Raw genomic sequence first — 14,282 nt, forward strand, 5'->3', positions numbered from 1 at the left:
CTGGAAACTCTATCCGGCCCGAGCGGCATTGCGCGCACGCATCTGTTCGAGGACGTGCCGACCGGAACCCTCGACATGGCGGGAAATGAGTTCGGCCGCCTCGTCGGCATTTCCCGCTCTGATATGCGCGATGAGCTCGCGGTGTTCACGCATAATGGCGGCCCGCCGCGCGAGCGTGAAATTGAAACGCCGGCTCACGGCTCGCAGCACTTCGCGATGCTTCCACCAAAGCTCGGCGGCATGGCGGTTGTAGTGGCGCTGGTACATCACGGTGTGGAAGGCGGTATCCAGTTCACTGTGCCGCAATGTGTCGGTGAAGTTGTTCTCTTCGATCAGAGCCTGGATGCGTTCGAGTTCGGCGATGTCCTCGCCGGTCGCCATGTTCACGAACCATCGCGTCAGGGCCGGCTCGATCAGGACTCCGATCTCGTAGATATCCCGGATAAAATCCTGGTCTATGGGCCGGACGCGCGCGCCACGGTTGGCGACAAAGGTGACGAAGCCCTCCCCTCGCAACAGCTGCAGCGCCTCGCGTACGGGGTTGGTCGAGGTGCCGTGACGCCGGGCGAGATCGGTGACCACAAGCCGTTCGTTGGCGGCGAGCCGTCCCTCGATGATGTCTTCCCGGATCAGCTCATAAAGCGAGGCGCCCTCGCTGGACGCCCCGATGGGATCAATCCCCACGGGTGGCTCTGCTTTGAAATCACTTGTTTCGGCCAAAGCCGGCTCCCCCGATTAGTACATCGCATGCTCGATATCATACACGCGTTTTGCAAACAATGTACGATCGGGTGCGTTGACAGGCAATCCACGATCTGAAAACGTACCAGATGATCGAAGGGATACATTGAGCAGAAGGACGCATCCCGCACGGTCGGACGAGCCCCTTGGCGCACAGCGGCATGGGAGAATCTGGGAGGATACTATGACGAGGATTACACTCGGCGGTGCCGTCCTGCGCGGCACTGTCGCCACTGCTTTGATGGCGTCGCTCATGTCGGGATCGGCGCTGGGTTCGCCGCCAGTCGATTTGAGCAAGTGGTCGCCGGAATATGTGCGCTCCATCGCCGGCACACAGGATTTCGACACGGCCGCCGATTGCGGCAAGGTCACCCCGCTCGACTACAAAGGGCGACTGACGTTCTGGTATCAGGGCGTGTTCGAGGGCGACCCCGACCTGCTGCGTCAGTACTACAAGGATTTCTTCGAGACGTTCCGCAAGACCTATCCGAACATCCAGCTCGAGGATCAGGCCCTCACCTACAACGACCTTCTCGACAAATTCCGCACGGCGCTGCTGGGCAACGCCGCGCCGATGGCGGTCCGCCTGCAAATCCTGGGCGGAACCGAGTTCGCCTCGAAGGGTTATCTGCAGCCGCTCAAGCCGGAAGATGTGGGCTATCCCACAGAGGATTTCTGGCCCGGCGCCATGAAGGCGGTAACCTGGGATGGCGTGACCTACGGCATTCCCACCAACAATGAGACGATGGCGTTCATCTGGAACGCCGACATTTTCAAGCGTGCGGGCCTCGATCCGGACAAGGCTCCGGCTACCTGGGACGACGTCGTCAAATATTCCAAGCAGATCCATGACAAGCTCGGCATTGCCGGCTACGGCCTCGTGGCGCGCAAGAACGCCGGCAACACGCCGTACCGCTTCATGCCGCAGCTATGGGCCTATGGCGGCGGTGTCTTCGACGAAGCCTCCGCGAACCCGACCTATAAGGAGGTCGAGCTCAATAGCCCGCAGAGCAAGGCGGCGTTGCAAGCCTCCTACGACATGTATGTTCGCGACAAGTCGGTTCCGGTTTCGGCCCTCACCAACCAGCAGGCCGATAACCAGCCCCTGTTCGTCGCCGGCCAACTCGGCATGATGGTCTCGCACCCGTCCGACTATAACGTCATGCTCGACCTGCAGAAGAAGGCAACGGGCGCCGACAAGGACAAGGCGCAGACCGTCATCGACAACATGCGCTATGGCCTGATTCCGACCGGCCCCGACGGCAAGCGGGCGGTCGTGTTTGGTGGCTCGAACATTCACATCCTGAAGCCCGAATATGTCGAGGGCGGCAAGGTGGACGAGCCGGCCGCAAAGGCCATCATCTGCATGTGGACGAGCCCTGAATGGTCGTTGAAGATGGCGTATGCCGGCTCGAACCCAGGCAACCTCAACGGCTTCAAGACCAAATGGATGAAGGAACGTCTGGACAACATCAAGTTCCTCGATGTCACGACCTCGATGTTGCCATACGGCATTCCGTTTCCGGCGCTGCCGCAATCCCCCGAGATCATGAATATCATCGTCCCGGACATGCTGCAGAACGCCCTGACCGGAGCGATGACCGTCGACCAGGCAGCGGACGACGCGGCCGAGAAGGTGAAGAACCTGATGGACGGACTCTAGTCCGGGCTGACCTGCGATCCGACCGGCTGTGCCGATAGTGCGTGCAGCCGCTTTGCTCCGAAGAACAAGGGCACGCCATCGTGACGATCGTGACCGGGAAGGCCGAGGCTCGCCGAAGATTGCAATCCGGTAGCTCCGGGGTGCTGCGGAATATCTGGGAGCATCGCGCCGACTACGCATACGTGCTTCCAGCGATCGCCGTGATGCTCATCGTCATCGCCTATCCGATCTACTACACGGTCGAGCTGTCGTTCTTTAAGACGCCGCCTGGCCTGCAGCTCCGCGACAAGACCTTCATCGGATTAGACAACTACACGGCCATCCTGACCAGTCAGGTGTTCTGGAAAGTCACCTTGAACACCCTGATCTGGACGATCGCATCTACCTTCGTTGCCTTTGCCTTGGGATTTGCCGCCGCGCTGGCCCTCCACCGCGAGTTTATCGGCCGGGGTGTCCTGCGCGCTATCCTGATCATTCCCTGGGTCATCAGCGCGGTTGCCGCCTCCTATATCTGGAAGTGGATCTACCATTCGGACTTCGGCATCATCGGCGCGGTGCTGGTCGGCCTCGGATTGGCTGACCGGCCGCCGAACTTCATCGACAACGTCAGCACGGTGCTGCCCTCCTTGATCGTCGTCAATATCTGGCGCGAGTTTCCGTTTGCCATGATCATGATGATGGCCGGTTTGCAGACGGTCCCCGACCAGTTGCTGCGCGCCGCGGAAGTCGACGGGGCCAATGCATGGCAGCGTTTCTGGCACGTCACCTTCCCGCATCTGCGCAACGTCTCGACGGTGACGATCCTGCTGCTCGCAGTGGCCAATTTCAATTCCTTCATCATCCCGTGGATCATGACCGGTGGCGGGCCGTCGAACGCTTCGCACATCTGGATCACCCACATTTATGAGCTCGCCTTCGGCCGGCAGCGATGGGGTGTCGCATCGGCCTATTCGGTACTCCTGTTCCTCATGCTGATGGTGCTGGGCTACTTCTACGTCCGTGCGCTGGCCGGCAACGAGCGCAAAGAGGGGAGCGCATGAGCACGATCGTCGAGACAGTCCCTCAACGTCCGGCCCGGCGCCGCATGCGCATCGACGGATGGCGTTGGGCCGGGCGCATCTTCCTCGTGTTCATGCTGCTTTACACCGCGTTGCCGATGATCTGGATGCTGATCACCTCGATCAAGTCCGGCTTCGCGGCGATGCAGTTCCCGCCGCAATGGTGGCCGGAAGAGCCTACCCTGGCCAGCTACCAGAAGCTGCTCGATCCGCAAAACAGCGTCGGCCAGGACTTCCTGCGTTTTTTCTGGAACAGCCTCTACGTGTCCACGGTCACCACAATCCTTTCGGTGATCGTGGCCGTTCCTGCGGCCTACGCCTTTTCGCGCTTTCGTTTCCCCGGACGAAACTTCCTGTTCTTCACCGTGCTTTTGCGCAACATGTTCCCGGCGGTGATCTTTCTCGTGCCGCTCTTCATCCTGATGCGCGCGATCGGGCTGGTGAACACGCATGGCTCGCTCATTCTCACCTATCTCACCTTCGGCCTGCCGCTGGCGATCTGGCTGCTCAAGGGCTTTTACGACAACATTCCGGTGCAGCTCGAGCAGGCGGCGCGGATCGATGGGGCGACCCGGTTCCAGGCCTTCATCCTGATCGTGATGCCTCTCTCGACGCCCGGAATCATCGCCACAGCTATCTATTCCTTCATTGGCGCCTGGAACGAGTACATCTATGCCTACACCTTCCTTTCCAAGAACGAGCAGTTGACCCTGCCGGTCGGCATACAGCGTTTCTTCTCGGAGAATACGACGGACTTTCCGGGCCTGATGGCGGCCAGCTTCATGATGAGCGTGCCCGTCGTGGTGCTGTTCCTCCTCCTGCAACGATACTTCGTACGCGCCCTTACAGAAGGCGCGGTCAAACACTAGAGCCGGATGATTTCAGGTCTGTTCGACCTCAAATCTGAATCCGCCTCTAAATCAAAGAGATAGAGCATGATGTCGTCCGAAAACCGCTTCACACTTTTCGGCATCATGCCGTAGGGAGTTGCCGATGGCCCACGTGGTCCTGAGAGATCTCGTCAAGACCTATGGCGGCTTCAAAGCTGTCAACGACGTTTCGCTGACGGTCAATGACGGCGAGTTCGTTGCGCTCGTCGGCCCTTCGGGCTGCGGCAAGACAACCACGCTCAATCTTGTCGCGGGATTGATCCCGGTCACATCGGGCGACATCGTCATCGGCGACCGCGTGGTCAACGACCTCGACCCCAAGGACCGGGACATCGCGATGGTGTTCCAGAACTACGCGCTCTACCCGCAGAAATCGGTCTACAAGAACCTGGCGTTCCCGCTGCAGATGCGCAAGCTGCCCAGGGACGAGATCGACAGGAAGGTCAAGGAAGCGGCGCGCGTGCTCGACATGACGCACCTGCTCGAGCGCAAGCCGCGCGAACTTTCAGGCGGGCAGCAGCAACGTGTCGCCTTGGGGCGCGCCCTCGTCCGCGACCCTGCCGTTTTCCTCATGGACGAGCCGCTCTCCAACCTCGACGCCAAACTGCGCGTCCAGATGCGCTCGGAGATCAAGCGCTTCCACCAGGACCTCAAGGCGACCATCATCTATGTCACGCACGACCAGCTCGAAGCCGTGACCATGGCCGACAAGATGGCGGTGATGAACGGCGGCTACCTGTTGCAATACGATTCTCCGGCGCAGGTCTTTGCCCATCCGGTGAACATGTTCGTCGCCAGCTTCATCGGCAGCCCGGCGATGAGCCTTGTTCCACTGGAGGCATCGACAGCAAACGGCAACACTGCGTTGACCGGCGCGGAGGGCTGGAGCCTTGAGCTCTCGCCGCTCAACGCCCGGAAGGTTGCGGGGGCAACGTCGAGGAAAGTCGTGCTCGGCGCACGTCACTCGACCATCAGGCTGCACAAGAGCGCGGTGCCAGGCAGCGTCCCGGCCAAGGCCTATACAGTGGAGCCGACCGGAGACGTCACCTTTGTGCAGGCGTTGCTGTCAGGCGCCATCGTCAACATCAGCGTGTCCCCCAACATCGCGGTCGCACCTGACGAGCAGATCTGGCTCGAGTTCGACCAGGAGCGGCTGCATTTGTTCGATGGCGAAACTGAACTGGCCCTCAAGGCCGGCTGAGACAAGACGGGGTTCATTGGGAACGTTGGGGATGGCTGAAAAGCTCAAGATCACCGCGATCAAACCCTATCCTGTGTGGGTTGGAACGCGCAATCAGATGCTCGTCAAGATCGAGACCGACCAAGGCGTCTTCGGCTGGGGCGAGAGCGGCTTGAGCGGGCGCGAAAAGGCCGTTGCCGGCGCGGTCGAGCATTATCGCGAGTTTCTCATCGGCCGCGACCCGATGCAGATCGGGCGGATCTGGCAGGAGACATATCGCAGCCAGTACTTCGAAGGCGGGCGCGTTCTGCAGGCGGCGATTTCCGCCATCGACGTCGCCCTGCACGACATCAAGGGCAAGGCGCTGGGGGTGCCTGTCTACGAACTGCTGGGCGGCAAGCAGCGCGACCGCATCCCCACCTTCGCCTCGACCGGAGACGAGGCCGAGGGCGACGTCGCCATCGAACGAGCCCGGGAGCTGCGCGCACGGGGGTGGCAGGCGATCCGCTTCTTCCCCGCAGGGCAAAGCAGCAGGGACATCTTCGAACCCCGCGAGTCGATCGGCGCTACCGCGAGCATGCTGAACAAGGCGCGCGAGGCGCTTGGCGACGACGTCGTTCTCGGCATCGACTATCATCATCGGCTGTCGGTGGCAGAGGCGGCGAGCTTCTGCAACAAGCTCGGCCGCGGCGTGCTGGATTTCCTCGAGGAGCCGATACGAGACGAGACACCTGAAGCCTACGAATCCCTGCGCAGGATGACCGACATCCCGTTTGCCACCGGCGAGGAATTTGCCAGCAAGTGGCAGTTCCTGCCCTACATTGAGCGCGGCATCCATCAGTTCAACCGGCTTGATGTCTGCAATGTCGGCGGGCTTACCGAGGCGATGAAGGTCGCTGGCTGGAGCGAGGCGCACTATGTCGACCTGATGCCGCACAATCCGCTTGGTCCGGTGTGCACGGCCGCGACCCTGCATCTCGCCGCCGCCGTACCCAACTTCGCGTGGCTCGAGACCAGGGAACCCGAGACGAAGCTGGGCTTCGACAATTCCGACTTCTTCCCCGTGCAGCCACGGCTTGACGGTGCCGACTATCCGGTCAGCGACCTGCCGGGCCTCGGCGTCGAGGTCAACGAAGCGGCGGTCCAGGCGGAGGCTTTTCGTTTCTGGGAAGCGCCTCACCTCAGGCGCCGCGACGGGTCTGTTACGAACTGGTAGTCCCCTTTTATCCGGAGTCCACAATGACGCATACCCCTGACATCACGCGACCGCCCAAAGACCTCATTGACGCCCTGAGGGAAATCGGCGCCGCGACGGTTGCCGGCACGCTAGGCCACATGGGTTTCCGCAATCCGCACATGGTCGGTCCGGTGGCGCAGAACCATGGGAAGTCGATCGTCGGGCCGGCGCTGACGCTGCAGTTCCTGCCGCAGCGGCCGGACCTCTTCAGCGAGGGAGAATACGCCGACCCGGAAACGCAACTGCACCGGCACGTGCTCTACCACGCTCAGGAAGGCGATGTGGTCGTCGTCGACGCGCGCGGTGACATGAGCTCGGGCGTCTTCGGCGATATGATGTCGACCTACTTCAAGGGCAGAGGCGGCGCGGGCATCGTCATCGATGGATGCATGCGCGACCGGCCCAATGTCGAGAAGCTCGATCTGCCCCTATGGCTGCGCGGCTGGACGCCCAACTACCATGTGCAAACCAGCATCTATCCGAACGCCGTCAACGTTCCGATCGCCTGCGGCGGTGTCACGGTTATCCCCGGCGACATCATAGTGGCGGACGACGACGGGGTGGTAGTGCTTCCCGTCGCAATGGCCGCAAAGGTGATCGAGGAATCCCGGAAGCATCACGATTGGGAAGAGTTCTCGCGAGAGAAGCTGATGCAGGGCGCACCGCTGCAGCGCTACTATCCGCTGCATGACGATGCCCGCGGCGAATATGAGGAGTGGCGCAAGGCCAACCGCCCGGCGGATTGAGATGCAACCACGCGGCACCCAATCACAGCGCCTTGGTGCTACATAAACCAGTCGCCCAGCGCGTGGGCATGATAACGCGCAGGCTATCCCCCCGAATGCTGCCGGCGAAGTTCCTGTTCAAGCTGAGCGCTTTCGGCTGGCGAGGCGGCAAACCCGACACGAGAGTCGAAGGACAATACTCGCGTCGCGTCGGTGTCGACCTCACACCGGAAGCTCACATGGTACCACCCGATCGTTGCGCGAAAGGCCGCATCCGGATCTATAACAATATTGCCCGACTTCAGCGGTCTCATTGGTAGCCACTCGGGAGAAAACTCGGCGCCCTTCAGCTCCTCGGCCAACACGTTGGCGCAAAGTGTGGCAACGCGCTCACCGCGAGACATGCCGTCGGTCGCGGTGGTGCCGAATGCATTGCCGGTAGCGCCGTGCGAGAAGAGCTCGCGGACGCCCGGAAGGCCCGAGTAAGCCCCGGCTGAGGCCACCTCCGTGGAGCTAGGCTTCCTGGCGCCTCCGCCTCCAGGCTTCGAGACCTTTGCAGGGCTGCGCTTCGGCGCGTTTTCGGGCCTGGCCTTCGGCGCCTGGGCCGATGCAGGAAGCTCGATCTCACCATCATCGCCGGGGGTGGCCAACGGCGTCGCGGCTGCCTGCTTGTCAGCATCTTGCGGCTCTCGTTTGTCTGCTCCCTGCTTGCTCGCGTCCTCGGTTGCCTGCTTCTCCTGGGTCGGCTCGGAGGCTGCGGTTGCCGGCTTCTCCTCGGTCTTGGTCGTACCCGCCGGCTCCCCGGAGTCTGGCGACGCGGCGGGTTTGCTCTCGACGTCCTTCGGCTCACCTGGCGGCTTCGTATCCTTGTCCTTGACCGGTGTCGGCGAATTATCCTGCGCGCTGGCTCCATCCAGGGATTTCCTGGGGCCGGTATCCTTGTCGCCGAACTGGAATACAGGTTTCAGCACCTCGAGCGCCGGCGGCTTTTCCGCTATAGGCTTTTCTACTTTCGGTTCCGGTTGCTTTTGCGCTTCAGGCTTTGGAGGCGGCGGGGGCTCAGGCTTCGGCGGTTCGGGTGGCGGGACGAGTGCGACATTGACCGGTTCCTCCTCCTGCGGCTGCTGGGCAGGAACGGGCAGGCCATAGACCAGGAATGCGGTGATGAGCGCATGCAGGACCAGCGATGCGGGCAAGGCCCACAGCAAAGTCCGACGCCGCTCGGATTTCTCGGTCTTCATCCCTCACGATGTGGAGCGAAACTGCGGCGGCATCAAGCGTGGCAACCGTATTGGCGCATTCAGCCGCAGCTCAACAGTGAGGAGACGACGCCTGATTGCTTCTCGCCGCCGGCTCCATTCTCTGCATGCCCGCCTCCAATCTCAGCGTCGCAGGCTGGCGTCGCGGGCACGCTCGCGGAGCTCTTCGCGAGAAAGGCCCGCATCCGCCAATATGCTGTCTGGAAGCCGCCTCAAGCTCGCAAGCGTCTGGCGATAGGCAAGCCAGCGGGCGAAACGGTGTCGAAGTTCATGCAACATGATCGTCTCCTTGGCGAGCGGGATACCCACGTTCTTGGATTGGTCGAAAACGCAAAGCAATCGCGCAAAGCGTATGCACGATCGAACGGATTGCGCTGACTGCCTGGCCAACCGAGGTGCCTGTCATTTTCCCGCCAGGGCAGAATTATCAAGCGTTTCCGATGCCTATATACTTGCGCGTGATGGCCGCTTCGCGCTACAGCCACGGTCGCAAGGAGTTTTTCATTTCTGCAAAATGGATATTGGCTGGGACGATCTGAGGTTGTTTCTCGACGTTGCGCGGCTGGGTGGCCTGAGCGCGGCGACGGCAACCACGCGCCTCAGCGCAGCCACACTCGGACGACGCGTCACCGCGCTCGAAAAGCAGATCGGCGAAGCGCTGTTCGTACGTCAGCAGACCGGCTACCGACTAACCCCGGTCGGTGAAGAACTGCTGCGGCGCGCCGAAGACGTCGAAGCAGCAATGCAGTCGCTAACCCGCTGGCGCGAGGGAAACCTGCCCGACCGCATTGTCCGCGTCTCGGCCGGGCCATGGACCTCGGCCTTCGTTTCCACCCATATCGGCGAAATCTGGACCGTCGATGACGGCATCAGGGTGGAACTCGTCACCACCACCGACCGGGTCGACATCGGTCGCCGCGCCGCCGATATCGGCATCCGCAGCGAGCGCCCGACCGAACAGTGGCTGGCCGGCCGTCAGAGCGGCAAGGTCGCGTATGCCATCTATTCCGGACGCCACCTGATCAACGGCATCGCCGCCGGGTTGTTCGTCGGCGTCACCGGCGAAGGGGCAAACATTGCCTCGGCGCGCTGGCTGCAAGCCCATCACGGCGATCGCATCGCCGTGCGCGGCAACAACACCCATTCAGTGCGCGAATTGGTGGCCGCAGGCGCCGGCCTTTCGATCTTTCCGTGCTTCGTCGGTGACAGCGATCCGCGGCTGGTTCGCGTCGCTCATCCTATCCCAGAACTCGAAACCGACCAGTGGATCGTCACCCACCATGAGGAACGCCACTCCCCGCCGGTACGAAAGATTGCCGACCGGATTGCCGCTCTGATGCGGGCCCATCAGCCGTTGTTTCGCGGCAAGATGCCGATCCGCTAAGCGTCAGGCGTCGATCGGCCGCCAGATTCTCAAGGTTCTGGCGCGTGAGGCGGGCGCGTGAAGCTTGAAGGGGTTGGATCCCGGATTGTGGATTTTCGCTGGCCAGAGAGCCGGGCCAATTCCGGAAATTGGCTGGAGACTCGTCCAAAAGGTCGGCTCGTTCAGCGTATATGGTACAAGTCCCACATCTTGTCTTGCCGCAAAGTTCACCCTCTGATTCCCTGTGCCAAGGCGATGGAACCTGATTCTTGCACCTGGCGTGTTCAAGCGGCGCGTTCCGGGAACTTTTTTGTCGATCAATTCCAAGGAGACAAGACGATGAGCACCGCGGCAAGGCCCGTCATCTCGGAAATGCGGCCGAAGATAACCGTCATTGGTGTGGGCGGTGGCGGCGGCAACGCGGTCAACAACATGATTGCCGAAAATCTGCAGGGTGCGGAGTTCATCGTCGCCAACACCGATGCCCAGGCACTGACCATGTCGAAAGCATCGCGGCTGATCCAGCTGGGTGCCCATGTCACGGAAGGCCTGGGCGCCGGGTCGCTGCCCGCGGTCGGCCGCGCGGCAGCCGAGGAATCGATCGACGAGATCAGGGACCACCTTGCGGGAACCCATATGTGCTTCGTGACCGCCGGCATGGGAGGCGGAACTGGAACCGGTGCCGCGCCCGTCATAGCGAACGCTGCACGGGCAGCCGGCATCCTGACCGTGGCCGTCGTCACCAAGCCGTTCACCTTCGAAGGGAAGCGCCGCATGCAAGCCGCCGAAGAGGGCATCGAGCAGCTTCGCGAATGCGCCGATACCGTGATCGTTATTCCGAACCAGAACCTCTTCAGGATCGCCGACGCAAAGACGACTTTCGCGGACGCCTTCGCCATGGCTGATCGCGTCCTTTATTCCGGCGTCGGCTGCATAACCGATCTCATCGTCAAGGAGGGGCTGATCAATCTCGACTTCGCCGACGTGAAGTCGGTGATGCGCGACATGGGTCGCGCAATGATGGGTACCGGGGAAGCCACGGGCGAGGACCGCGCCAGGAAGGCCGCCGAAGCGGCGATAGCAAACCCGCTTCTCGACGAAGCCTCGATGATCGGCGCCAAGGGCGTCCTGGTCTCGATCTCGGGCGGCATGGACATGACGCTGTTCGAAGTCGATGAGGCCGCCACCCGCATCCGCGAGGAGGTCGACGCCGACGCCGACATCATCGTCGGCGCCATATTCGACCGGGCACTCGCCGGAAAATTCAGGGTCTCAGTCGTCGCGACAGGATTGCGGCAGGGCCTGGAGATACCGCAGTAGGCAGGATCCGGGCTGCTGATTTATGAGTCTGGTGGACCGTGGTCATGGGCTTCGCCACCGAAAAGTCGGCCCGCAAGCCCGCACCAGTGAACTTGCCGGTGAATTCGCGTTGCCGGCCTAGAGACCGAATTTGTTTCGAGGCCGCTGCCACGAATGCGCGAACTCGCATCAGCGCCGCCGCGGAACCGCTCCCAACTGCAACCGCGCCGCGAATGCGCTTCGACCCGGATCCCCAACAGGAGGCCATACAGATTGACCGCGGCAGACATTTCGCCTGCGATATGGCCAGCGTCTGCTGACCACATGATCGGCCCTTTCTGATCGGTGATGCGGGCTCGCTGGATATGGCACAATAAAACCGGCATGGGTCAGACGTCGGGAGCATCCAGTGGCGGCCAGCCTCGCAAGCGCTATATCGAAGAAAAACTCAGGTCGACCCGACAGGAGCATACTCCATGGCTGACACGCCGACACCCGATGCTTCGTTTCTCGCGGCCCTGACGACAGAGCATTTCGTGCAGCAGACAGCGATCAGCACGTCCATAAGTGAAATGGCGTCGCGGACGACCATCTACATTATGGCTCTGTCGAGCGCTCTGGTGGCAACGGGCTTTGTTACGCAGTCCTCCGAGTTCTTCCTGCCGTTTGTCGCGGTTGTGCTGCCATCGGTCTTTTTACTGGGTGCCTTTACCGTCTTGAGGTTGGTCGACATCGCCGCTGAGAACATGCAGGCCCATATCGGCATTGCCCGGATCAGAGCCTACTATCGAACTTTGGGCGACGAGGCTGCCTTCCAGTTTTCCAAGGAATTCGGTCGCTGGCCCGAAAATGACGCCGAACCTTCTCTTCGTACTGGGCCTCTCCTGGCGTACCTGACCACCGCAGCGACTATGATCGCATTCATAAATGCCATCGTCGCTGCGGCCGGCGTTACTCTGCTTGCGTTTCGTGTCGGTGCAGAACTATTGCTCGCGCTGTGTCTTGGTGCCGGAACAGCAATCGGCTTGATGACGATTTTCTATTTATACCAGCGCCTTCGGACGAAAGGCATGGTCCGCATTGCCAAACCCTATGGTTCTGAAAAGAGCGTGCTTTGAGCGGGTAACGAATGTGGTGTTTGTCTGAACGCCACCGGCATGGCAATTCCGGTCTCATTGACGACCAATGCTCCACGCTCTTCGCGGGCTGTTCGCAATGGCGAGCCCTTTCGGGATCGAGATATTTGCGCAAACTTTTTTGCCCGGCATGCGTTGTTCGTTCTCCGAGCACAGGAGAAAGCCATGCAGACTAAGTCGCAGACTTCAGCTGAAGCCGCCAAGCAACGCCATATCCAGCGTGGTATCGACGCCAAAGACGAGACGAAGAGCAATGGCAAAATGCAACAAGCGATGCAAGCCGGCGCCCGCAAATATCCCGAGCCGCCTTTTCCCGAGCAGCATCAACCCAAACCGGGGCATGAATGGGCGATCGAGCCCGCTCCGCTCTACGATGCGCCTTACTACCTCGGATCGAAAAAACTCGACGACAAGGTAGCGCTTATCACGGGTGGTGATTCCGGCATCGGCCGTTCGGTGGCAGTCTTGTTCGCCCGCGAGGGCGCCGACATTGCGATCGTATACTTGAGTGAAGACAGGGACGCCGAAGCGACCAAAAACGCCGTCGAAAAGGAAGGCCGGCGTTGCATACTGATAAAAGCCGATGTCAGTGAACGCGAGCATTGCCGCAACGCCGTGGCGCTGACGGTCGAAAAATTCGGCAGGATCGACGTGCTGGTCAACAACGCCGCTTTCCAAATCCATTCCAGTGACTTCAACGACCTGACCGAGGAACATTTCGACACGACGCTGAAGACCAATCTTTACGGCTATTTTCATATGGCGCAGGAGAGCGTGCCGCACATGGAGCCGGGCTCCGCGATCATCAATACCGGTTCGGTGACCGGCATCGACGGTTCCAAACAACTGGTTGACTATTCGATGACCAAGGGCGGCATTCATGCCTTCACGCGAGCGCTTTCGGGCAATCTGATCGGCAAGGGCATCCGGGTAAACGCGGTCGCGCCAGGTCCGGTGTGGACGCCGCTCAACCCTTCGGACAAGGAAGCCGACGACGTCTCGAAATTCGGCGCGGATACGCCGATGAAACGGCCAGCGCAACCGGAAGAACTTGCCCCGGCTTACGTGTTCCTCGCCTCGTCGCATTGCTCGAGTTACATCACGGGAGAGATCCTGCCGGTGGTCGGTGGCTACTGAGGTCGCGGAACGTATTTCATTGCATTGGGCTACCGAGTAGACGGCACGCGACGACGTCGTCTCCAGGGAGACGCTTGCCGTGCTCGGTCGCTTCAAGAAACGCGTGATCGGTGCCGTGCGCCGCCGCTACACGGCACCCGCCACGGCTCCGGAGCAATAGCGCTCCGCGTTGGTCGAAATCCTCGCCCGCGTTTTCAGTTTTCTGAATTTTCGCTTGGAACTCTCCCGCCGGCATCCCGTTCAAACATCATTGAGCCAGGAGAACGACCATGCCACGAGGCGACAAATCGAAATACAGTGACAAACAGGAACGCAAAGCCGACCACATTGCCGCAGGCTTTGAGAAGCGCGGTGTTTCCGAGAAGGAATCCGAGCGCCGGGCATGGGCGACCGTCAACAAGGACGATGGCGGCGGCAAGAAAGAAGGCGGCTCGGGTCGTGGTAAACACACCGGACACCCCGCGGCCCACAAGGGTGGGAAAAGCGGCGGCAAGGCATCGGCTTCACGGTCAGCCGCAAGCCGATCGGAATCGGCAAAGAAGGCAGCGGCAACACGCAAGCGGAATGCCGAGCACCATGCCCATTAACTGCCCC

14 protein-coding genes are annotated in these 14,282 nt (G+C 61.2%); 11 read left to right on the top strand and 3 right to left on the bottom strand.

Features of this window, described 5'->3' with window-relative positions; genetic code table 11:
* Positions 1 to 9: 9 nt before the first annotated feature.
* Positions 10 to 720, bottom strand: a complete 711-nt coding sequence (locus NKJ88_RS15290) for a GntR family transcriptional regulator (protein WP_352444579.1) — start codon at positions 718 to 720, stop codon at positions 10 to 12.
* Positions 721 to 925: 205 nt separating this feature from the next.
* On the opposite strand from NKJ88_RS15290, the gene NKJ88_RS15295 reads away from it, so the two are divergent.
* The 6 genes from NKJ88_RS15295 (at position 926) to NKJ88_RS15320 (ending at position 7,515) form a co-directional block, all read left to right on the top strand.
* Entirely contained in the window at positions 926 to 2,404 is a 1,479-nt protein-coding gene (locus tag NKJ88_RS15295; RefSeq protein WP_023668101.1) for an ABC transporter substrate-binding protein, read from the top strand.
* Between the two features lie 80 nt (positions 2,405 to 2,484).
* Positions 2,485 to 3,444, top strand: a complete 960-nt coding sequence (locus tag NKJ88_RS15300) for a carbohydrate ABC transporter permease (RefSeq protein ID WP_023824813.1) — start codon at positions 2,485 to 2,487, stop codon at positions 3,442 to 3,444.
* Entirely contained in the window at positions 3,441 to 4,331 is an 891-nt protein-coding gene (locus NKJ88_RS15305) for a carbohydrate ABC transporter permease (RefSeq protein WP_023729478.1), read from the top strand. Before NKJ88_RS15300 ends, NKJ88_RS15305 begins: the two co-directional genes overlap by 4 nt.
* Before the next feature lie 124 nt (positions 4,332 to 4,455).
* Positions 4,456 to 5,553, top strand: coding sequence for an ABC transporter ATP-binding protein (locus NKJ88_RS15310; RefSeq protein WP_023729480.1), 1,098 nt, complete (start codon positions 4,456 to 4,458; stop codon positions 5,551 to 5,553).
* Between the two features lie 31 nt (positions 5,554 to 5,584).
* Positions 5,585 to 6,748 (top strand): mandelate racemase/muconate lactonizing enzyme family protein, encoded by a 1,164-nt coding sequence (locus tag NKJ88_RS15315; protein WP_352444582.1) that lies wholly within the window; start codon positions 5,585 to 5,587, stop codon positions 6,746 to 6,748.
* A 23-nt stretch (positions 6,749 to 6,771) separates the two neighbouring features.
* Complete coding sequence (locus tag NKJ88_RS15320) at positions 6,772 to 7,515, top strand: ribonuclease activity regulator RraA (protein WP_023702107.1); 744 nt, start codon at positions 6,772 to 6,774, stop codon at positions 7,513 to 7,515.
* A gap of 83 nt (positions 7,516 to 7,598) precedes the next feature.
* Here the strand turns inward: NKJ88_RS15320 and NKJ88_RS15325 are convergent, their stop codons facing one another.
* Both NKJ88_RS15325 and NKJ88_RS15330 read right to left on the bottom strand, forming a co-directional pair.
* On the bottom strand, positions 7,599 to 8,735 hold the full coding sequence (locus tag NKJ88_RS15325) for a DUF930 domain-containing protein (RefSeq protein WP_352444584.1): 1,137 nt from the start codon (positions 8,733 to 8,735) through the stop codon (positions 7,599 to 7,601).
* A gap of 141 nt (positions 8,736 to 8,876) precedes the next feature.
* Positions 8,877 to 9,032 carry a YjiS-like domain-containing protein gene (locus NKJ88_RS15330; protein WP_023681184.1) on the bottom strand — a complete coding sequence of 52 codons (156 nt, stop codon included), beginning with the start codon at positions 9,030 to 9,032 and terminating at the stop codon, positions 8,877 to 8,879.
* 235 nt (positions 9,033 to 9,267) lie between these two features.
* Between NKJ88_RS15330 and NKJ88_RS15335 the strand changes: the two genes are divergently transcribed.
* From NKJ88_RS15335 to NKJ88_RS15355, 5 genes are all read left to right on the top strand, one after another.
* Positions 9,268 to 10,137 carry a LysR family transcriptional regulator gene (locus tag NKJ88_RS15335; protein WP_023668092.1) on the top strand — a complete coding sequence of 290 codons (870 nt, stop codon included), beginning with the start codon at positions 9,268 to 9,270 and terminating at the stop codon, positions 10,135 to 10,137.
* A gap of 318 nt (positions 10,138 to 10,455) precedes the next feature.
* Positions 10,456 to 11,436: a cell division protein FtsZ gene (ftsZ, locus tag NKJ88_RS15340; RefSeq protein ID WP_023702103.1), complete on the top strand. Its 981-nt coding sequence runs from the start codon at positions 10,456 to 10,458 to the stop codon at positions 11,434 to 11,436.
* A gap of 455 nt (positions 11,437 to 11,891) precedes the next feature.
* On the top strand, positions 11,892 to 12,533 hold the full coding sequence (locus tag NKJ88_RS15345) for a hypothetical protein (RefSeq protein WP_023691383.1): 642 nt from the start codon (positions 11,892 to 11,894) through the stop codon (positions 12,531 to 12,533).
* A gap of 183 nt (positions 12,534 to 12,716) precedes the next feature.
* Complete coding sequence (locus NKJ88_RS15350; protein ID WP_023687856.1) at positions 12,717 to 13,688, top strand: SDR family oxidoreductase; 972 nt, start codon at positions 12,717 to 12,719, stop codon at positions 13,686 to 13,688.
* Positions 13,689 to 13,957: 269 nt separating this feature from the next.
* Positions 13,958 to 14,275, top strand: a complete 318-nt coding sequence (locus tag NKJ88_RS15355; protein ID WP_352444585.1) for a plasmid stabilization protein — start codon at positions 13,958 to 13,960, stop codon at positions 14,273 to 14,275.
* Positions 14,276 to 14,282 lie beyond the last annotated feature (7 nt).

The sequence above is a fragment of the Mesorhizobium sp. M0016 genome, from assembly GCF_040324035.1.
In the GTDB taxonomy this organism is placed as follows: Bacteria; Pseudomonadota; Alphaproteobacteria; order Rhizobiales; family Rhizobiaceae; genus Mesorhizobium.